At 59.9% G+C, this 20,602-nt stretch carries 16 protein-coding genes; 5 read left to right on the top strand and 11 right to left on the bottom strand.

What is annotated here, in order from left to right; genetic code table 11:
- Positions 1 to 258, top strand: a 258-nt coding sequence (locus R6U20_RS07535; RefSeq protein WP_410337247.1) for an integrase core domain-containing protein, incomplete at its 5' end; no start/stop codon positions are given.
- A gap of 917 nt (positions 259 to 1,175) precedes the next feature.
- Positions 1,176 to 2,168, top strand: a complete 993-nt coding sequence (locus R6U20_RS07530; protein ID WP_410337246.1) for a hypothetical protein — start codon at positions 1,176 to 1,178, stop codon at positions 2,166 to 2,168.
- A gap of 113 nt (positions 2,169 to 2,281) precedes the next feature.
- Here the strand turns inward: R6U20_RS07530 and R6U20_RS07525 are convergent, their stop codons facing one another.
- Both R6U20_RS07525 and R6U20_RS07520 read right to left on the bottom strand, forming a co-directional pair.
- The gene (locus tag R6U20_RS07525; RefSeq protein ID WP_410337245.1) at positions 2,282 to 5,011 is read right to left on the bottom strand and encodes a bifunctional acetate--CoA ligase family protein/GNAT family N-acetyltransferase; all 2,730 of its coding nucleotides are present in this window, start codon (positions 5,009 to 5,011) and stop codon (positions 2,282 to 2,284) included.
- Positions 5,012 to 5,485: 474 nt separating this feature from the next.
- The gene (locus R6U20_RS07520; RefSeq protein WP_410337244.1) at positions 5,486 to 5,725 is read right to left on the bottom strand and encodes a hypothetical protein; all 240 of its coding nucleotides are present in this window, start codon (positions 5,723 to 5,725) and stop codon (positions 5,486 to 5,488) included.
- A gap of 105 nt (positions 5,726 to 5,830) precedes the next feature.
- Here R6U20_RS07520 and R6U20_RS07515 point away from each other — a divergent pair, with 105 nt between their 5' ends.
- A complete protein-coding gene (locus tag R6U20_RS07515; RefSeq protein ID WP_410337243.1) occupies positions 5,831 to 6,364 on the top strand; it encodes a plastocyanin/azurin family copper-binding protein in 534 nt (177 codons plus the stop codon).
- A 167-nt stretch (positions 6,365 to 6,531) separates the two neighbouring features.
- On the opposite strand, the gene typA is transcribed toward R6U20_RS07515, so the two are convergent.
- The 4 genes from typA to R6U20_RS07495 form a co-directional block, all read right to left on the bottom strand.
- The gene (gene typA, locus R6U20_RS07510) at positions 6,532 to 8,352 is read right to left on the bottom strand and encodes a translational GTPase TypA (protein ID WP_410337242.1); all 1,821 of its coding nucleotides are present in this window, start codon (positions 8,350 to 8,352) and stop codon (positions 6,532 to 6,534) included.
- A gap of 676 nt (positions 8,353 to 9,028) precedes the next feature.
- Positions 9,029 to 9,550 carry an SRPBCC family protein gene (locus tag R6U20_RS07505; protein WP_410337241.1) on the bottom strand — a complete coding sequence of 174 codons (522 nt, stop codon included), beginning with the start codon at positions 9,548 to 9,550 and terminating at the stop codon, positions 9,029 to 9,031.
- A gap of 6 nt (positions 9,551 to 9,556) precedes the next feature.
- Positions 9,557 to 10,183 carry a hypothetical protein gene (locus R6U20_RS07500; RefSeq protein ID WP_410337240.1) on the bottom strand — a complete coding sequence of 209 codons (627 nt, stop codon included), beginning with the start codon at positions 10,181 to 10,183 and terminating at the stop codon, positions 9,557 to 9,559.
- Positions 10,184 to 10,404: 221 nt separating this feature from the next.
- Positions 10,405 to 10,971 carry a hypothetical protein gene (locus tag R6U20_RS07495; RefSeq protein WP_410337239.1) on the bottom strand — a complete coding sequence of 189 codons (567 nt, stop codon included), beginning with the start codon at positions 10,969 to 10,971 and terminating at the stop codon, positions 10,405 to 10,407.
- A gap of 291 nt (positions 10,972 to 11,262) precedes the next feature.
- On the opposite strand from R6U20_RS07495, the gene R6U20_RS07490 reads away from it, so the two are divergent.
- Together R6U20_RS07490 and R6U20_RS07485 are read left to right on the top strand one after the other, a co-directional pair.
- Complete coding sequence (locus R6U20_RS07490; RefSeq protein ID WP_410337238.1) at positions 11,263 to 12,714, top strand: glycosyltransferase; 1,452 nt, start codon at positions 11,263 to 11,265, stop codon at positions 12,712 to 12,714.
- Between the two features lie 102 nt (positions 12,715 to 12,816).
- Entirely contained in the window at positions 12,817 to 13,647 is an 831-nt protein-coding gene (locus R6U20_RS07485; RefSeq protein WP_410337237.1) for a hypothetical protein, read from the top strand.
- 23 nt (positions 13,648 to 13,670) lie between these two features.
- Here the strand turns inward: R6U20_RS07485 and R6U20_RS07480 are convergent, their stop codons facing one another.
- The 5 genes from R6U20_RS07480 to R6U20_RS07460 all read right to left on the bottom strand — a co-directional run.
- On the bottom strand, positions 13,671 to 15,647 hold the full coding sequence (locus R6U20_RS07480; RefSeq protein ID WP_410337236.1) for a hypothetical protein: 1,977 nt from the start codon (positions 15,645 to 15,647) through the stop codon (positions 13,671 to 13,673).
- Positions 15,648 to 15,744: 97 nt separating this feature from the next.
- Entirely contained in the window at positions 15,745 to 16,950 is a 1,206-nt protein-coding gene (locus tag R6U20_RS07475) for a glycosyltransferase family 4 protein (RefSeq protein WP_410337235.1), read from the bottom strand.
- A 191-nt stretch (positions 16,951 to 17,141) separates the two neighbouring features.
- Entirely contained in the window at positions 17,142 to 18,419 is a 1,278-nt protein-coding gene (locus R6U20_RS07470) for a bifunctional folylpolyglutamate synthase/dihydrofolate synthase (RefSeq protein WP_410337234.1), read from the bottom strand.
- Positions 18,416 to 18,868, bottom strand: coding sequence for a tRNA (adenosine(37)-N6)-threonylcarbamoyltransferase complex ATPase subunit type 1 TsaE (gene tsaE / locus R6U20_RS07465; RefSeq protein WP_410337233.1), 453 nt, complete (start codon positions 18,866 to 18,868; stop codon positions 18,416 to 18,418). Before tsaE ends, R6U20_RS07470 begins: the two co-directional genes overlap by 4 nt.
- A partial coding sequence (locus R6U20_RS07460; RefSeq protein ID WP_410337232.1) for a bifunctional aspartate kinase/diaminopimelate decarboxylase occupies positions 18,861 to 20,602 on the bottom strand: 1,742 nt, incomplete at its 5' end. The genes R6U20_RS07460 and tsaE, both read right to left, overlap by 8 nt.

Below are 20,602 nucleotides of genomic sequence, written 5' to 3'. Positions count from 1 at the left end.
TCGGAACGCGGGGCGAAAGGGAATCCGTGGATCGAGTCGCTCTGGGGCCGGACGAAGGCCGAGATCGGGTCACGGATTGCAGAAGCCCCGTCTTTACCCGCACTGCGAACCGTTTTTGACGAGCGGTTCCGGTATTACAACCAGGAGCGACGGCACTCCTCCATCGGATATGTTCCTCCCGGAGAACATCTTGAAGAACATCTCGGGCAAACGCTCGATAACCTCGAACCAGAACCGCAAACCACTGCTGCGTCTTAGCCGTACTTAGTCGCCCAACTGGTCCAAAAATACGGGCACACATCCTAGCTTTGGGCACAAGATCGCCGGGGACGCAAGCGGTCCCCGGCTATGGTTTCCTTAGCCCGGGATCAGGAGCGAAGCGTATATCCCGGGCGATCATTGAATCCCGCTAAACACGTACCACGGCGCGCCGTGTCCCTACGAACGGAAATGCCAGACCGAACACGCAGCGCTACGCCAGCTCCAGCACCGCTTTCACCATCTCGTCGGCGTGGTCTTGTGGGTAGATGATCTCGAAGCCGATCTTCTCGCAGACGCGCTGCATGGCGTGAGCATTAGTCATATACATGAACGTACCGAAGCAGCTCTCGATCTATTTCCGTCAAGCATTCGAGAGCTTTGTTCCTCTGTAAATAGATTCTATGACAAATTATATTCAAGTCTTTGTTACATTGCTGACTTGACAAAAAAACCTCGGGGGGGGGGTATGCTACTAACAGCATGGTGCAAACCACCTCAGTATGCGCTCGTTTTTACATCAGTCATAAAAATAAAGCCATCATGTATAAAATATTTGGTTTAATTTTGGTCTTCGTACTATTGGCCACGGCACTCAGTGTAGGTATGCCAGAGGCGGAATCACCCATGATTTCTACAAGCTGCGCCGAGCCTACAGTTGCTGCAGATGCAACAACAAGCAGCTGGGATTGCCCTGAAGACCCAACGGACTACTGTGCAGTCGCCACATTCCCTGACGGTACAATCATCTTTCACGGCGGGGCACCAATTGTCGTTAGACCATAGAAAAGATAGGGTATCTGTAGACAACAAAGAGCTGCTGCGGACTGCGCTTGACAATCACAGTCTGCAGCAGCCAACTTTTCCATGTGTTTATGCTAAACTTGAAAAAGGTATCGCACCTGTCTCTGGGTCTCATGTTCGCCCTGCTCACTGCTGTCAGTATTTCATGTACAGATGGGAGGCAAGCGGCTGAGGATACACCGAAAATTAGCCACACCTCTTTACAGGAGTTGCCTGACACAGGCCTCGAATCGGGTTTTCTATATTATGGATTCAGTGCTACAGACAAGTACTTAGCATGGGTTGAGTTTTATGAGCCTCGAGTGTTTTTGTATGATCTCGAAGCCGGTAAGCTAATTTACACGCATGATATTGAGGAGGGAGAAGGACCCGGAGAGATAGAAACAGTCAATGCATTGACCATTGACAGCCGGTGGATCTACCTATTCGATCAGAACAGAGGACGAATGCTGCGACTGGATATCAATGAGCCCAACGATGCTGAAACCATCTCGCTGCCCGTGCGAGCTTTTCGAGCTGATACCTTTGAAGACAAATTAGTGGTGTCGACAATGGATGAGAGTGCACTGCTATCACTCACCCAGAAAGACGGCTCGAATGCGAATCACATTGGGAAAGATGAATTAGATTTAGAGCGTGATTTTAAGAATGTGCTGCTCAGAAACGGTTTCGTAACAGTTGTCGATAACCATGCTATTTTCAGCACGCGCTATCTACCTCTGCACTTTGTGCATGACCTGTCTTCAGACGAAAACGTAAACCGTGTAGAGTACGAAACGGTTCGGGACATCCGTAACGAAGGAATCAACAGTACAGGCAATCGGGCAACAACTTACGTTCCTCCTGACAGTGTAGATGTGCTATTTCATAGTGCCGCCGGTGTCCCCGGTCAGTCAACACGCCTGTATAAGATACTCGAAGGACGGGGAGATCGGCATGGTAGATACCGTCGTGATCGACTCTACGTCTATGACTGGGAGGCCAATGACTTCGTGGGCAGGTTGGAACTGCCAGTTGCTGCGACTGAAGTTACGAGCAATTCGGCTGCGGCGTTTATCTATAGTGATGAGGACTTCACTGTGTATCGGTATGTCCAAGAAGAGTGAAAGGGTTGCCTTTGCCCTCCGGTTTACACCGCCAACGGCCTGCCCCAAACTACGCGTAGGGACACGGCGTGCCGTGTCCCTACGAACGGAAATGCCAGACCGAACACGCAGCGCTACGCCAGCTCCAGCACCGCTTTCACCATCTCGTCGGCGTGGTCTTTCGGGTAGATGATCTCAAAGCCGATCTTCTCACAGACGCGCTGCATGGCGCGGTTCTGCTTCAGAATATCGGCGGTGATGCGATCGAGCCCCTCGTCTTCGCCGATCTGCACCAGGCGGCGCAGCAGCTCCGTGCCAATGCCCTCGCGCTGCACGGTGTCGATGACAAGCATCCCAAACTCGGCTTCGTTGTGGCCCGGGCGCTGCGTGAGGCGACCGATCCCAACGATTTCGGGCACCTCTTCGTCGTCCATGTCGGAGGGACGCTCGGCGACCAGCGCCATCTCGCGGTCGTAGTCGATGAAGCAGAGGCGCGAGAGGCGTTCGTGCGCCACGCGCTGATCCAGCTTCATGAGACTGGCGTAGCGCAGGTACACGCTTCGCTCCGACAGCGCTTTGTGGAAGTCAACCAGATTCGGCTCGTCTTCCGGACGAATCGGGCGGATGCGCACCTCACGCCCTTCTTCGGTGGTCCAGGTGTCTTCGTACTGGTGCGGGTACGGACGAATAGCCGGTCGAGGTAACTCATCGTCGGGGATGTCGCTGGGATGCAACACCACACGCGCATCCAGGGCCACCAGGCGGTCGCCATCGGCAAGCAGCGGGTTGATGTCGATCTCTTTGATGCGCGGATGCTCCACGACCAGCTGGCTGAACCGCACCATGAGCGAAGCCAGCGCATCCATATCAACGGCATCGCGTCCGCGCACGCCCTGGAGGGCTTCGTAGATGCGCGTCTGCTCCATCATACGGCAGGCCAGCGTCGTATTCAGCGGCGGCAGCCCCAGCGCGCGATCTTCGAACACCTCGACGAGTGAGCCGCCCGTGCCAAAGAGCAGTACCGGACCGAGCTGTGCATCCACACTGCTGCCAATGATAAGCTCGTAGCCGTCGGTATCGACCATGTCTTGCACGGTCACGCCGTCGAATCCGTCTTCGGGAACCGCACCCTCAATGTCGGCGAAGGCACTGCGCACCGCATCGGCCGAATGCAGATTCAGCTTTACGCCGCCCACATCGGTCTTGTGGGTGATGGTTTCGGAATGTAGCTTCACCACGACGGGGTAGCCGATAGCCTCAGCGGCCTCCACGGCGGCGTCGGCATCGGTGGCCACGTGGGTTTCGACGGTGGGAATGTTGTACGCATCCAGCAGCTTCTTGGAGGCGTACTCGGTCATAATGGTACCCGGCTGCGTATCGGCTTCCTCAACGAGCGCAGTGGCGGCATCGCGGTCGAGCCCCTCGGCGTCGTCGGTGGGCAGACGCGGCGTTTCGTAAAGCGCGCGCAGGTTATAGCTGTAGCGCCACATGCTATTGAACACGCGCGTCGCGGTGTCGGGGTAGGCAAAGGTGGGAAGACCCGCCTGGTTCAGGATGTTGACGCCGCGCCGCACCGCATCGCCGCCCATCCAACTGGCCAGAATCGGCTTGTCGTTGCCGCGAGCGTACGGACGCAGCAACTCGGCGGTCTTGGTGGGCTCGGTCATCGCTTGCGGGGTGAGCACCACAAGCAGTCCGTCGCTGTTCTCGTCGTCAGCAGCAATTTCGAGCGCGTCGGCATAGCGCTGCGGACTCGCATCGCCCAGGATGTCGATGGGGTTGCTGCCGCTCCAGGCTGCGGGCAGCCGTTTGTCGAGCGCCTTGGTTGTGTCGTCGGAGAGCGGAGTGAGTTCCCCCCCGCCCTTGATGAGCGCATCGGTGGCCAGCACGCCGGGTCCGCCGGCGTTGGTGACGATGCTGAGGTTCGGCCCGTCGGGACGCGGCTGCTTGGCGAGCACCTCGGCCATGTAGAACAGGTCGTTGATGTCGTCCACGCGCAGCACGCCCGTACGGCGGAAGGCGGCGTCGAGCACCGCATCGCTGCCTGCCAGGGTGCCGGTGTGCGAGGCCGCTGCTTCCGCCGCGGCCCCGGTGCGCCCGGCTTTGATAACGATGATGGGCTTGCTCTGCGCCACATCGCGTGCGGCAGAGATAAACGACCGCGCATTCCCGATCGACTCCATATAGAGCACAATGCTCTCGGTGGCGGGGTCGTCGCCCAGGTAGTAGATGATGTCGCCCCAGTCCACATCAAGCATCGACCCAATCGAGACGAACGCGCTAAAGCCCACGTTCTCGCTGAAGCTCCAGTCCAGAATCGAGGTGAGAAGCGCGCCGCTCTGGCTCACAAACGCCACGTTGCCCTCGTTGGCCATAGCCCCGGCAAAGGTGGCGTTGAGCCCGGTTTTCGGGCGCATAATGCCGAGACAGTTCGGCCCTACAATGCGCATGTTGTAGTCGGCAGCATGGCGGGCAATGTCTTGCTCCAGCGCGGCCCCTTCATCGCCGACCTCGCGGAAGCCTGCCGAGATCACAATTGCGCCGGGCACGCCCGCCTCGCCACACTCTTTGATGATGCCCGGCACGGTGCGCGCCGGGGTGGCAATGACGGCCAGATCGACCTGTTCGGGCACATCGGCAATGCTGTCGTAGGCGCGAATGCCCAGCACGCTGTCGCGCTTCGGGTTCACCGGAAAGACGGTGCCGCCAAAGGGATTGCTAATCAGATTCCAGAGCAGCGTGCGGCCTACGCTTCCGGCTTGCTCACTGGCCCCAATGACGGCCACATTCGTAGGCGAAAAGATGGAGTCGAGCGGCTGACTACGCGCGCTCAGCAGGTTGTACGACGGATCAGACGTTGGCATACGAGTCGGGGCAAGACAAAGGGATGGCGGACAAGCAACCGCCCCACAACATAGAAAGGGCGGATTCGTTTGTGCGCCTCTACCCAGCAGGCAAGGTACTTGTTTGCAAAGGGTTCTTTGAGATTCGATTTGGCGGATGTGTGGGTCCGTGCGCTACAGTAATGTTACGCTGGGCATAGAGGCGTGGACAGATGAAACGAACCATACCACCGGTCATCCCGAACGTGATCCAGGATCCTCGATTGGTTAGCAAACCATGTCGTTTACTGTTCAGATTGCTCCGCCGCTATCGCCTCAACCTCCACGATCTGCTCCGTTGCACGCTCCCCCCTCCTCGATGAATGCTTGCATAGAGGAGGGTAGCTCAGACGGCACAAAGAGAAGATCACTTCTGCACAGTGTTTGAACTGTAGCCGGATACGTAGGGATGGAATGCGATTCAAAAAAAAGGGGATTTCAGCAAAACGACTCGCCCTAGGCAATCATGTGCAGCACCACAGTCCGCCCCGCTTCGTTCGTGCGATAAATTTGCACTTGCTCCGTAATTACCAAAAAGAACCCGTGATATGGATCGCGACGGTGAAACAATATACAGTCTTTCAGAGCTTCTTGTACTGAACCGATACCAACGATTTGGTCGTGCTCTCTTTGAGTAAGTCCACCAAAGAAAGTATGGTCGGAAAGCACCTTGTGGATCGTATTGGTGGGCGGCATAGCTAAAGAAAAACCAACTGGATAGTACGACGAGGCGTCCCACAATCGAGCGGACGCTTACAGCCGCAAGTTCATTACACGTACCACAACCTACAACGAGTTTCTATGATGCGTTCTATGCTCCGTACCGCGTACACCGTGCTGCTGGTAGGCATTCTGGGAGTGTTCTTGGCTGCCTGCGGAGGCGGTGAGTCCCCCGAATCCGACGCTTCAGCGTCTGAGTCCTCCGAGTCGACCACTGAGCAAAGTGGAGACTTCGACCGCGAGATCACACTTCAGCCTGAGGGCAACCAGATGCGGTTTGCTGAAACCGAACTGACGGTGGAAGCGGGCGAAACCGTGCGCCTCGTCTTTGATAATGTCGCCGAAAGCCCCTCGATGGTACACAATGTGCTCATCCTCAATACCAACGATGAAGACGTTGTAGAGCGCGTGGGGACCGCTGGCCAGTCGGCTGGCGAAAGCGAGGGCTACGTGCCCGACGATGATGCCATCATCGCGCACACTCCGCTCGCACAGCCGGGCGAAACCGTCGAGGTCACCTTCACCGCTCCAGAAGAGTCAGGCGAATACACGTACGTGTGCACCTATCCCGGCCACTGGTCCATGATGCAGGGCACACTGGTCGTGGAAGGATAGTCTCTTAATGAGGCACAAAACAAAACAGAGGGGACCGAGAAGCTCTTTCTCGGTCCCTTTCTTGTATCCTAATGAGAAAAGCCCGTCTCGGTTGGCGAGACGGGCTTCTCTGTTCTGCACTATGTTCATTGCACCTGCCGCATTAAGCATACAAGGGGCTGTTGCACTCACTCCGCGTAGGCGTGCTGGTTGGCCTTCTTGCGCTGGTTCGGATCCAGGTGGCGCTTACGCAACCGGATGGCCTCGGGCGTCACCTCAATCAGTTCGTCGGCACGCAGGAACTCGATCGACTCTTCGAGCGACAGGTCACGCGGCGGAGGCAGGCGCTCCAACTCTTCGCCCGCAGCGGCCCGCATATTCGTGAGCTTCTTCTCTTTGGTGATGTTCACGTCCAGGTCTTGCGTGCGGTTGTTCTCGCCCACGATCATGCCCTCGTAGACTGCGTCGCCGGGGCCCACGAAGAAAGTGCCACGGTCTTGCAGATTCAAGAGCGCGTAGCCAGTGGCCTTGCCACGGCGGTCGGCCACGAGCGCGCCGGTGGTGCGGTGCGGAATGTCGCCCGCCCACGGCTTAAACGCCTCAAAGCGATGCGTAAGGAGGCCGGTGCCCTTCGTATCCGTAAGAAACTGCGAGCGGTAGCCAATGAGTCCGCGGCTCGGCACCTCAAAGGTCAGGCGCACGCGCCCGCTCTGGTGGTGCGTCACGTTCTGCATGACGCCCTTGCGCGTACCCATGCGCTCTACGACCACGCCCATGTGCTCCTCGGGAATGTCGATCTCGGCCAACTCGTAGGGCTCGTGGCGCGTGCCGTCAATCGTCTTGGTGATGACGCGCGGCATCCCCACGGTGAACTCATAGCCTTCGCGGCGCATCTGCTCAATGAGAATGGACATCTGCAATTCGCCGCGTCCGTACACCACCATGCAGTTGGACGATTCGTCTTGCTCGACGCGAATCGCCAGGTTGTTGCGCGACTCGTCAATCAGGCGCTCGCGAAGCTGACGCGAGGTTACGTAGTCGCCTTCGCGTCCGCTAAACGGCCCAGTGTTCGCCCGAAACTCCATTGAGAGCGTCGGCTCGTCGACATCGACCGGCTCCAGCGGATCGGGACCTTCGGCATCGGAGAGGCTCTCGCCAAGCCCAATGCCCTCTACGCCCGCCACCGCCACAATATCGCCGGGCCCGGCCTCGTCAATCTCGACGCGGTCCAGCCCTTCAAACGCAAAGAGGGCGGTGATTTCAGCGGTTTCGATGGAGCCGTCGCGGTGGCACATCGACACGCGCTGGCGGTTTTGCAGCGTGCCCTGCTCCACGCGGCCAATGGCCACCGGACCCAGGTAGTTGTCGCGCTTTACGCTGGTTACGAGCATCTGCAACGTGCCCTCCGGGTCGCCACTGGGCGGCGGCACCGTGTCGAGAATCGTATCGAAGAGCGGCTGCAAGTCCGTCAGTTCGCCGCCGGGCTCGGTAGCGCACTGGCCCTCGGTAGCAATAGTGTAGAGCACCGGAAACTCGATCTGATCGCCGTCGGCGCCCAGGTCGATGTAGAGATCGTAGATCTCGTCGAGCGTCTCTTCCGGACGTGCATCGTCGCGGTCGATCTTGTTGAGCACCACGATTGAGGGCAGTTCCAGTTCCAGCGCCTTCTGAAGCACGAACCGGGTTTGGGGGAGCGGACCTTCAGCCGCATCCACCAGCAGCATAATGCCATCCACCATACGCAGGGTACGCTCCACCTCGCCGCCAAAATCGGCGTGGCCGGGCGTATCTACAATATTGATCTTGGTGTCATCATACTGCACGGCCATGTTCTTGGCCATAATGGTGATGCCCCGCTCACGCTCCAGGTCCATCGAATCCATAACGCGCTCTTGCACGTCTTCATTGTCGCGGAAGGTACCGCTTTGCCAGAGCATGGCATCGACCAGGGTCGTTTTGCCGTGGTCAACGTGTGCCACAATGGCGATGTCGCGAAGGGAGGTAGGCATGATACAGTTGGGCTAACCAGAAAAGCAGGACGCGCAGGTGGCGCCCTGCCAAAGAACAGATCGTGTATAAAAGCGCGTGCGCCGTTCGGTGTTCAGGAGGAACGCGACAGGCCGTGCCGAATTCGGCAGATCCTCGCATCTTCGGAGCGGTATGCGTGGGGCGCAAATAGGGGCGTTTCCGTGACAGCACCACGCCAACCAGCCCAATTCGACGCAGGCGCCGATGTGTTATCACTCTCACCCCGGCAGGTTGCTGCCTACCTCGCACAGGTGGCACGAGCCTCTCCATACCAGGCGCCCCTTTGCAGGCACGGCGGCATCGCTTTCCAACGGTTCATCTTGAGATGCTTCACTGCGTTCAGCATGACTACACAGGAGGGAGCGCCTCACAATGCCGAACTGTTGTTCGCACCCCGTCATCCTGACGCCCTTGGTCAGAAGGATCACGCCTCGTAGCCTGGCACAACCAGAGGCCGCCCGGGATATCCGTACCCCAGGAGTACTCGGTCGCGGTGCTCCCAGCGCTTCGCTCCTGATCCCGGGCTAAGGATTTGCAGCCCATAGCCGGGGACCGCTTCCGTCCCCGGCGACATTAAGGCGAGTTTCGTCGCTCACCATGACACGCTTCGTTGGGAATGATGCCAGGGTGACCATCAAAATGAGAATGGGCACAGCACTATGCATTGTGCGCCGTCTCCAAACGATCTTTTAGATTCGCCAGCAGCGTGCGCACCTCGCGCTCGTTGTAGCGCCGCGCTACCGCTTCAGCAGCCTTTTTCAGAACAGGCACAGGAATGTCATACGTGGCCGCATACGTTACGCGCGTCACCGCTGCACTGAGCGCATGGAACGTCCACGCGATTTCGCCTTCAAGGTCGCCCTGCATGGCAAACACGATGCGCTCGGGCGGCTCATACGTGGTGGCGTGTACCTCGCCCTCAAATGCAACCCCCAGAAAACTGTAGGTGTACGCGGCCCGCGAGCCCCCATTCGGAAGCCGCTCAATGAGTTCTGAGCGCCCCAGGCTGGGCGTAATCTCGGCCTGATGCGCCGGTTTATCCATGTACGCGAATACATCGTCGCGAGGCACCGAAATCTGAATCTTGTCTTTTACCTTCACCATCGCTTGGATACCTGTTTGAGGGATGGATATCGTGTCACTTCCTGCATGGATGAGGCGTTCAATGCCCCGAGCCATTCATCATTACACATTCTCGCGTACAACATCAAACATTGACGCCTCCCCAGATTCACCTTCATGCTGCTCCGATGGCGAATTCGTATCTGCATCCGGTTGCTCAGGCAGTTGCCCAGACGGTGATTCATCTGAGGGGATATCGGACTGATTCAGACTATTCATCGCCTGGTCCATGAGCGCGGCCGTGCCATGGGTCCCATCCTTACTGGAGGATGCAACGCGTTTGCTGGAGTCCGCCTCCTGCGTGGCCTGCCGCTTAGCCTGCGCCTTGCGAGGCGTTTCGTCGGGCGCGTCGCGAAGCCCACTTAAGCGGTCGTTCATCTGCCGCAAGCGGTCCGCCGCTGTATCCTGGCCATTGCTCTGCGCATTGGAACGAGCCGCCTGTGGGGCCGAAGACGACGATGCGGATTGCGACGGAGATCCTGATTCTGCGGCGGGCAACGCGTCTGCCTGTTCGGGATGCCGGTGTGCATCAATGAGTGTAGCCACAACCTCATCCACTGAGCACTGCCGGTCGTTCGCTTGTTTGGCAAGCCACGACCACAGGCGTTGGGGCAGCGTAATATCGCGTGTATCCAGCGCACTGAGACTGTGTTCGGAAGGGGTAGCGGCTGGAGGCGTGGTTTGAGACATACTACATGCGGAGACAACTGTAAAAAGCGGTTGTGCTGTCAGCTATCAGACGGTTTCGCCAACTAAACGCCGCAGATAACATGGATACATGACTGATAGACACTTCGCACGCAGCATGTTTGTACCGATATATTGACGTCTTAACTGTAGGGTTACGCGACGGTAACGTGTCTCCCTTTCTGCGGTGCGGTGGCACATGTGGAGCGCCTCAGCCCAGAGTGTCAGGGTTGGAGATGCGAGGGCACCGTATCGGGGGCAGGAATTGCATGCCAGTGGCCTTCAACCGTGACTTCCGCCCGAGCCCCCGACGGGTCTGTCAATGTAGCCTGGATGCGCCCAATGTGCTCCGTATCGGTCTGCTGCTCAACGGTTAGCGTGCCGGCCTGTGCCTCAAACGAACCAAGCCGTCCGTACTCCATGAACAGGGAAGCGCCCGGCTCGTCGTCTTCTGATCTGTATGCGGGATACGAATCATCGCTGTGGTCTTGCGAGGCTTGCAGTAGCGCATGCGGCATGATGGTGTAGGCTGGCCCCGCCCCCTCGACCTCACTCCAGTGTACCGACCATCCAATGCTGTCGGCATCGAGTTCAAGGCCGGGTTCGTTGTTCTCCGCACCGCGCAGATAGGCCGTGCCGCGTACGGTGTCTTGCACACTGCCGTCGAGCGTCATGACAAACGTACCGCGTTCTACAGCGCGCTCGTCTGCCCCATTTTCACACGCCGATAACGCCAGCGCCAGACCGCCTCCTATGATCACAATTCCACACACCCAAGCAAACCGTCGCATCCAAAACAATCGCATGAAAATAAATACCGGATAGGCAAATAAGATAACAGAACAAACGGACGGCATATACCCACGCGCGTGGCGTCCGATTCAGGTCTGCCCGTATAGGAACTGCGTGCTGTAACAGATGGCCCAACATCTCCACACATGGGGTGGCTGTATTCAGTTGAATCAGAAATCGGTCTGATCCGTGCACATCGTTCCTGTTTCCCCTCATGAGTTTTGCACAGCATGACCGGTGTAGACATACTTGCCGTCGGTGTAACCGCCGGATACACCGCAAGTCTGCTTATGTTGACACTGTATGGCCTGCACTGGGGATGGTGGGGGTGGATGCGCCGACGCTCCACTCCTCCGAAGAAGCTCCCTTCTTCCAACCGCCCGTCTGCCAAACCCTGGCCAGCCGTCACCGTCCAGATTCCGCTCTATAACGAGCCCCAGATGGCGGCACGCGTTATCGATGCATGCGCCCAGCTCGACTATCCGCGCGCCCAGCTCCACATTCAGGTCCTCGACGACTCCACCGATGTCACTTCGCAGCGGGTAGCGGATCGCGTAGCGCACTGGCGGGCCCAAGGCTGTTCCATTACACATGTGCAGCGCTCCCACCGCACCGGATACAAAGCTGGGGCCCTCGCTCATGGGCTGACCCGCACCGAGGACCCGTTTGTCGCGGTCTTCGATGCCGACTTTGTGCCGCCGCCGCACTTTTTAAAAGCGTTAATGCCCTACTTCGACACGCCTGAGATTGGTTTGGTACAGGCCCGGTGGGCTCATCTTAATCCCAACACAAGCTGGCACACGCAGAGTCAGGCGGTAGGGCTTAATGCACATTTCGCACTTGAACAGGCCGGACGTTGGGCCGGGCAGTATTTCATGCACTTTAACGGCACCGCAGGAATCTGGCGCCGCCAGTGCATCGAAGATGCCGGGGGATGGTCTGATGACACGCTCACCGAAGATCTCGACTTGAGCTATCGGGCGCAGCTGGCAGGATGGCAGTTCCAGTACGTAGAAGATGTTGCTGTCCCGGCCGAACTCCCCCACACTGTATCCGCCTGGCGCACCCAGCAGTTTCGGTGGACCAAAGGAGCGATCGAAACGGCACGCAAGCTTTTGGGGCCGCTATGGCGGTCGTCTCAGCAGATTGGTCGTAAGGTTGCGGGCACGCTTCACCTGCTTGCTCACCTTGCGTTTCCAGCGATTGTCGGGGCCGCCTTGCTTCATGCGCCCCTGCTCCTTCTTACCGACCAGCGCTCTATCGTGTCGGATGCATACCTTGGGGCCCTCGCTATAGGCGGACTGGGATTCGTTGCCTTTGCTGCCGCTGTATGGACGGCCCAGCGCGCATTAGGGGCTTCGCGATGGCACACGCTGCGCACCTTACCTATGTTTTTACTGGGCTCTATGGGCCTTGCCGTGAACAACACCCAGGCTGTGTATGCCGCATGTACCAACGTATCCATTCCTTTCCACCGGACTCCCAAGGGACCTACTCCTACATCGAGCAATACCTCGCGAGGTACACGTAGAGGCGAGTGGATGCTGGGGCTGTACAACCTGATCGGCCTGCTGCTGCTGATTCATGCAGGGCTTTGGAGCGGAGTACCGTTTCAGAGCATACTGGCGCTCAGTTTCTTGCTGATGGCTGGTACCGACTGGTGGGAACACACCCGCCCGCCCTCAGCGGCACCGCCCATTTCCACCGTAGCCCCATGCAAAGAGGCTGCAAACCCCACCTGACCGCTTTCAAAGCCGCCAGGCGCGTTGTATCTTGTACCTTAATCTTGTATAGTCTGCGCGTATGCACCGCGCAGCCTTCTGCCTTGGCGACCCTGCTCTATCATGGCTACCTCCGTCATCCAAGACGCTCTTGCGCTCCTGCGCGACCAGTCGGCCCCACAAGCCATTGACCGCTTGGAGACCGCTGTTGTTGAAACGCCCGCCTATCCAGCGGCCTATGTGCTGCTGGCGCGTGCCTATGAGTCGCAAGACGCATGGGAGGCAGCCCGCTCGGCGTGGGACCAGGCGTTCATGCTCATGCCTCACAGCCCCACGGTGCAAGAAGGCCGCCACCGCATCCGCGCCCGACTCCGCAAAACGAGAAGCGAAGCGTCCGAGGCACCCTCCGCCCCCACGCCCGTAGCTTCGGAGGAGCCCCCCTCTTCATCCGTCCCCGATGCGGCTGGCTCATCTCCTAACGCCTCTGCTGATTCTGATGCGTCCTCGGAGGCGTTTCCCTCATTATCCATGGAGGATGGCCCCACCGATTTGGAGAGTCTTCGTGCGCAAACCGAGCGCTCGGCCCGTCAGCAGCATACCTCCTCATCGGCCCAGCCCACCGCATCTCCTGCCGAGGCACTGGGCGACCTGGACGATGATCTGGATCGCCTCATTGAGGAGCTACAGTCGGCCCGTATTCAACCCGACCCAGACGTTGACGACGTGCCTCCGCCCGATCTTGATGACGACATCGAGGATATGGTGTCGGAGACGCTCGCACGTATCTACGCGTCGCAGGGGGCGTACCACGAGGCCGCTCGCGTGTATGTGCAACTGGCCGTGCAAGAGCCCGACCGCTCTGACGAGTTTCTGCGTGAGGCGTCTACGATGCGCCAAAAAGCCACGGCGGCTGACGATGCCTCGGGGGATAACGCTACTGATAGCACCACGTAGCTATTTCACGACGTCTCATGCTTTTACGAAGAGGCGTTGGTCGACGACGTCGGCTGCTCATCTGGTGAATCGTGGGCGCTGGTAGAAGATGCCGCTTCTCGGCGCTCGCGTGCGGTCATGCCGTCGCCTGTAGGAACGTGCAGTTGTACCGGGGCAGCGGGGTGCAGGTCGAACGCGAAGAACCGGCACGCAAGGTCGACCTGTACACACGCCCGAAGCAAATCGTTCTGCGTCTCCTCGTCGGTCGCGAAGGTCGGCACAACGAGTTCGTCAGCATCGTGAGTGGAACTAAGCCCCTTCAAGTCATTGGGCGTGCCCACCACCGAGATGCCTTGCACATGCATCCCCACACGGTGCGGATCGGGGTCGACGAATCCGACTGCTGTGCGGTTTAGCGCATCGTCTTCGCGGATGTGACGCAGCGCAAGCACGCTTGCACTTCCGCTGCCGTAAATGAGCACGTGCTTGCCGTTCGATCGCTGGGCCGCCAGGTATTGGCGCAGCCCCCGGAATCCAAACCGGATACCTGCAATGGCAGCTGTCGTCACCATCCAGTCGAGCACAACGAGCGCTGGCGACAGGTATCCTGCACCGCCAGCAACGATGATTCCCAGCACCACGACGATCGAGGCAAGCGTGGAGCCCATAACCAGGCGCACAAACTCGGATGTGCCTGCGTGGCGCCAGATGCCATGGTATAGCCCCAACAGATAGAAGACGATGACCTTGGTCGTCATCACCGCGGGCAGGATGAGCAGCATCAGGTCGTCGTAGGGCGCAGGCGGTGCGCCGTCGTAGCGCAGATGAAATGCCAAGACGAGGGCAGCGCCCACAAGCAGCAGGTCTGCGATAGTGCCTACGATGGACTTCCAATACGGCCCTCCAGCAATGGCTTGCATTACGGCGCCCAATTTCTGGCTGGCGGTCTTCCGCTCCACACGCAGTGGAATATCGATGCGTGGATAATGCGTAGCCCCTGCCAGATAAAGCCCCAGCAGCGCAAAGCCAATGCCTGCAAATAACATGAGCGCAATGGAGAGCGGTGTTGTCACCCAGTACATCGTGAACGCCCCGCCCGCAAACACCGCGGCAATGCTCCAAAGCAGAAGCACCGTCTGGCGCTCAGAAAGACCCAGCATCACCAGACGGTGCATGGTGTGGTCATTGCCACCCTCAGTAATGGGACGGTCGTTCAGGATGCGTGTGATCGTCACGAAGCTTGTGTCGAAGATCGGTACAGCAAGTACAGCTACCGGCACCAAGGTAGCCGCTACGGGCTCGCCTGCCCCCTGTACGGTCAGCGCCAACGTAGCTACAGCAAACCCGAGCAGGAGACTCCCGCAGTCGCCCATGAAGACGCGTGCCGGTTTAAAGTTAAACACGAGAAAACCAACCGCGGCCCCCAGCACCACAACCGATACCGCAGCCACTCCAGGAATCCCTGTTAGCCATGCAATGATCGCAAGCACCCCTGCGGCAATAGCTGCAAGTCCGGCAGCAAGCCCATCCATGCCATCGATCAGATTAACGGCATTGGTAACGCCTACAATCCATAGAAAGGTAAGCGGAACGTGGATCCAGAAGGGCGCGCCTTTCCAGAACGCCAGGCCAGCATACAGCAGCAGCGCCGTGGCAATGATCTGCACCACGAGCTTAGCTTCGGGACGAATATCGAGCAGGTCGTCGGCGAGTCCAGAGGCAAACACGAGCCCCCCGGCGGTCCATACAGGCCAGGTGTACACATCCAGGAGTCCTGCTCCTGCAATGCCGGTGGCTAGTGCTCCAAAGAGAGCAATACCGCCCATGAGTGCCACAGGCGTCGAATGCCAGCGATCATCGGCGGGCCAGTCGATCCATTGTAAGCGGCGCGCGCCGACAATAACGAGCGGCGTGAAGATGAGGGCACTAAGCAGCGCGATGCTGCCTCCTGTAAGCAGGCGATGTGCGGCTGTATCCCCAGGAAACAGCCCATTCAGTTCAGCGAGTAACGAGATCAACATACCGGAATATGTAACTGGAAAGCAGTGCCCGTACAGCGATTCTGGACGAGGATTATTTACCGCGTAGGATACATCTGTACCGGTGGGGACACGACGGTCATGCCTTCACGGATGCTGTGCGGCTTCGGATACATGTGTGCAGCGTGCGCTCAAATGCTGTGGCAGCCTCTGACGCGGCATCGGCGACGATTGCACGTGCGCGTCGTCCCGCGGCTGAGCGGCGCTTGGCGTCGGCATGCCAGGTCGCTACTTCGCGCGCCAATGTGCGCCCTGTGGGACGAGGCAGCACCGCACCACACTGATGCTCGCACAAGACCTGTGCCGCTTCGCTTCCTTCGGGGCCCAGAAAAAGCGCCGGTCGGCCTGCGGCAAGGACTCCGTACAGCTTGCTGGGTACCACCAGCCCTTCAAGTTCGGGTTGCATCGTAACCAGGTGAATATCGGCTGCGCTTAGGCTGTGAGCAAGTGTCTCAAAGGGTTGATACGGAAAGAAGCGGACATTGTCCAACTGGCGCTCGCGCGCTGTAGCGCGAAGCTGAGCCTTCCGAGGTCCCTCGCCCACAAAAGCAAGCACAGCCCGCGGCACGGCATCTTGCAGGTATGTAGCGGCCTTCAGCACCGCATCGAACGGATGGGCCAGCCCCATATTGCCTGAGTACATCACGACAAACGCATCCTCAAGCCCGTGTTCGGCGCGAAAGGCGTTTTCTTCGGGCGGCACCGGATGTACCGACTCGGGCGGCCAGTTCGGAATCACGCGCGTGCGCTGTTTGGGGTAGCCCCGCTTCACAATGCGCGCCTGCATGCAGCGCCCCACCGTCACAACGCGTGCATGCTGATGCAACGCGGCTGTCGACACACGCCGCAGCAGCCCAGCGACCCATCCGTGTTTCGGAATCACCTCCAGCTCTTCGGCCACCTCCGGGTACACATCTTGCGCCCAATGCACAGCCGGAATGCCCCATACGCGACCCAGCAGCGCACTAAGCACCAGCTGCAACGGCGGATCCGTTTTGGACACCACCACGTCGGGTCGAGGCAGACGCAGCGCCCGCGCCAGAAACGCCGGGTAGAGCGAAGCATATGCCAGCCCGCGGCGCAGCGTGCTGGCCCGGGTAAATGCCAGCGCCGACACCCGCTCTACCCGTACACCGTTACGAACAGACGAAGCCGCCTCCCCCTCAGCAGGTCCTGCGACCACCGTTACCTCCCAGCCACGGGCCACCAAGCGCTCGGCCAATTCAGCCAAGATGGCGCCCGTAGCCCCCGTGTTGGGCGGATACACGCGATTTATAAAAAGCACATGTGGCGTTGAAGTCGGCAATTGAGAAGCGGCTTCTTACTGAAAGAGATACGCAACATAGGATTTTCGTTAACAAGCTTCTATCAACATAAGATGCACTCACAGAAGATGAAAGCACTGATTCTTACCTCGAAGCGCTTTTATCCGTCAAACATCAGTGCGATATGCAATCCCCAACACGTTTTTAACGATTAAAGAGGACGCAACTTCGGGGGAAGCGCTCCTATCGTGTAGTGTGATCCAGTAACAAGCAGCAAGTCTTCGGGGGAGGCGGTGTACTGGAAGTGCTCGACATGAGCCGGCAGCGAGGCCGGAGGACGCGTCGCCCAGCCGCGAGCCTGGCACGCATCGGCCAGGGTACGTGCCGAGCGCGCACGGTCGGTTGCTACCTCAACAGGCCACACGGTGTCGATGTCGTGGGCCGCGAGCACATCGAGCAGCGCGTTGAGTGGCTTGTCGCGCATCACCCCCAGCGCCACGATGCAGCATCCCGGACAGCCCGGCAAGGCCGTGCACGCTGCCGCCAGCCCCGCCGGGTTGTGCGCCACGTCGATCCATATGGGCGGATGCGTAGCCAGACGTTCCATGCGCCCATGCAATCCGGCATACGCACGGACGGCCCCCAGTCCGCTGGCTACCGCATCGGGGGTGAGGCGCACCGCCGGATGCAGCTCCAGCGCCCGCACCGCACAGGCCGCGTTCTGCTGCTGATGCGCACCCGGAAGGTCGAGGTCGCGCACGGTGTAGCAAGCGCGCGGCGTGATGAGCGTGTGGCGCGTATCGTTCCAGCGCGTAGTGGCGGCAGTGCGGTGCAAGACGGCCCCACGGGTTGACGCTAAATCGTGGAGCGCGGTATCGGCTTCACGAGAAAGCGGGCCCAGCACCACGGGCTGTCCCTTTCGCATGATGCCGCCTTTTTCTCGGGCGATCTGCGCCTCCGTATCCCCCAAAAGCGCCGTATGCTCCAGCGCAATCGACGTGATGATGGCAACCTCGGCCTCTACAACATTGGTCGCATCCAGCCGCCCGCCCAGTCCCACCTCGACCACCGCCAGGTCGACGGCCTCGCGCGCGAAGTATTGCAGACTCAGCGCGACCGTCGCCTCAAAAAAGCTGGGCTCAATGCGGTCGAAAGCCGGCTGCGCCTCCGCAATCATGGAACGGAGCGTGTCGGTGGGGATGGGCGTGCCGTCAATGCGCATCCGCTCAGCGACCGACCACAGGTGCGGCGAGGTGTGCAGCCCCACCCGATAGCCCGCCGCCTGCGCAATGGCCGCGCTCATGGCCGCGGTAGAGCCTTTGCCGTTGGTGCCTGCAATGTGCAACGTGGGCAGGTCGCCAAGGGGAATGTCCAGCGCCTCGGTGAGCGCGTGCATCCGGTCGAGACCCGGCTTGTAGCTGTCGTCATCGGTTCCGGCGTAGCGGGGCAGCGCGTAGAGCGCGTCGAGCGGGTCGGCAGTGTGGGTCATGGCGTGTTCAGGCGGCTAATGTGGCGTGTGGTGCGGTCTTCGTGGGTCAACTGCACGTGCAGCGCGGCAGAGGGGAGCAGATCGCCCATGCGGCTGGGCCACTCAATACAACACACGCCCTCGCCATACAGGTAGGTATCGGCCCCCAGTTCATGGAGTTCGGCAGGATCGCCCAGCCGGTACGCATCAATGTGATAGAGCGGCAGCCGTCCGCCCTCGTGGGCATGCACCAGCGTGAAGGTGGGACTACGAATATCAGCGGGGTTGTATCCCAGTCCCGCGCCGATTCCTTTTACCAGATGCGTTTTCCCGGCGCCCAGGTCGCCATGCAGCGCAATCACATCGCCGGGCTGAGCGCGCTCGGCTATCTGCTCCCCCAATGCATACGTGGCCTCGGGCGAGGTGCTCTGCAACGGCAACAGGTCGGTCCAACGGTTGGATTTACGCATCAGCAGCCGGGTCGATTAAGTGCTCGTTCGGGCGTGGACGCAGGTTGTAGGTGTTGGCCATCGCGGCGCCGTAGGCCCCGGTGGTGGCAATGAGAAGCACATCACCGGGTTCGGTGGCAGGCAGGCGGCGGCTGTAGCCGAGCACGTCCCCACTCTCGCAGATGGGACCCACGACGTTTACGGTTTCGGCGTTGGGTTGGTCGAGCTTGGTCAGGTTTACGATGTCGTGGTATGCGCCGTACAGCGCCGGACGCATCAGCGTGTGCATGCCGGCATCAAGTCCTACGTACGTGGCTTCGCCTTTCTGCTTGGTCTGCGTGACGCGCGCGAGCAGCGCCCCGGCCTCGGCCACCAGAAAGCGGCCCGGCTCCATCCACAAGGCGTATTGGGGATGCGACTGCTTGAACTCGGCAAGCCGCTCATTCAGCGCATCCAATGAAAGCCGGTCGCCCCCGGGACGCTCGGGCACGCCAAGTCCGCCTCCTACGTTCAGGATGTCTACCTCTGGGAAATCCTCGGCCAGTGAGCCCAGAAACTCGGCGATGTCGGCCCACGGCTCGGCGCGAGTGATGCCGCTGCCCACATGCACGTGTAACCCTTCGATCCGGATGTCGTGCTCCTGAGCCAGGGCACGCGCCTGCGGCAGTTCGTCGGGCACGATGCCAAACTTCGACTGTGCGCCTGCGGTGCGCACATGGCGGTGGTGGCCGTGCCCGCGTCCGGGGTCGATGCGGAGGAAGATCGTCTGCCCGGCAAACACCTCTGGATACATAGCCAGCGGCTGCACGTTGTCGAGTGTCACGCGCACGCCGTGCTCAAAGGCCACGCGGTATTCGTCGATTGAGGCAAAGTTCGGCTGGAAGAGCACGCGCTGCGGATTCACCTGCGGTACGGCCTCGAACACGCGCTCCACCTCGCCCAGCGACACGCACTCAAACCCAAGGCCCTCGTCGTGCAGGCAGCGGAGCACGTCGGGGTGCGGGTTGGCCTTTACAGCGTAGTACGGCTGATCGACCGCCTCCAGTCCCGTAAGCTGCCCGGCATGGGTGCGCAGCGTGGGCGCGTGATAGACGTAGCCGGGCGTTTCGGTCGTATCGGACAGGGCGAGGAGCGCCTCGCGTTCGGTCTGCCACCAGGGCGGCGTGCCCTCTGTGTCGGCATCGTCGGTGTCGAAGAGCTCCGACCACGACGGGCCGAAGAGCTCATCGGCGGGGCGGGCGCTGAACCGCTCGGCGTGCAGCTCGCGCACCAACCGTGGGGCCTGCTCCGCATCCACCACGAAACTGAAGTTGAGATCGCTGGCCGCCTGCGACACGAGGTAGATATTCTGCTCATCAAACACCTCCAGCGCCGGCCCCAGATCGCTGAGCAAGGCGCGGATGTGGCGTCCCACCAGACTCACCACCGCACACGGCCCAATGACGCGGGCATTGCAGAACGCGTTCAGGTCGCGCACCACCGCGTTGATGGTGTCCGGGTCAAGCGCATTGGCAACCGGGTCGAGCGTAACGGTGACGTTGGCCTCTGACGTGGCGACCAGATCGATAGAGAGGCCGTGGTGCTTGAAGACGCTGAAGACATCTGCCAGGAAGCCGACCTGCTGCCACATCCCCAGAGTGTCCATGGAGATGGCGGTGACGTTGTCCTTGGCGGAGATCGCCTTCACCTGCGGACCGTAATCGGGCACATCGTCGCGGATGACGGTGCCTTCGAGGTCGGGGGCATCGGTGCAGC

It is taken from the genome of Longimonas sp. (assembly GCF_046498435.1).
Lineage (GTDB): Bacteria > Bacteroidota > Rhodothermia > Rhodothermales > Salinibacteraceae > Longimonas.
This window is presented reverse-complemented; position numbering and strand designations above follow the sequence as displayed.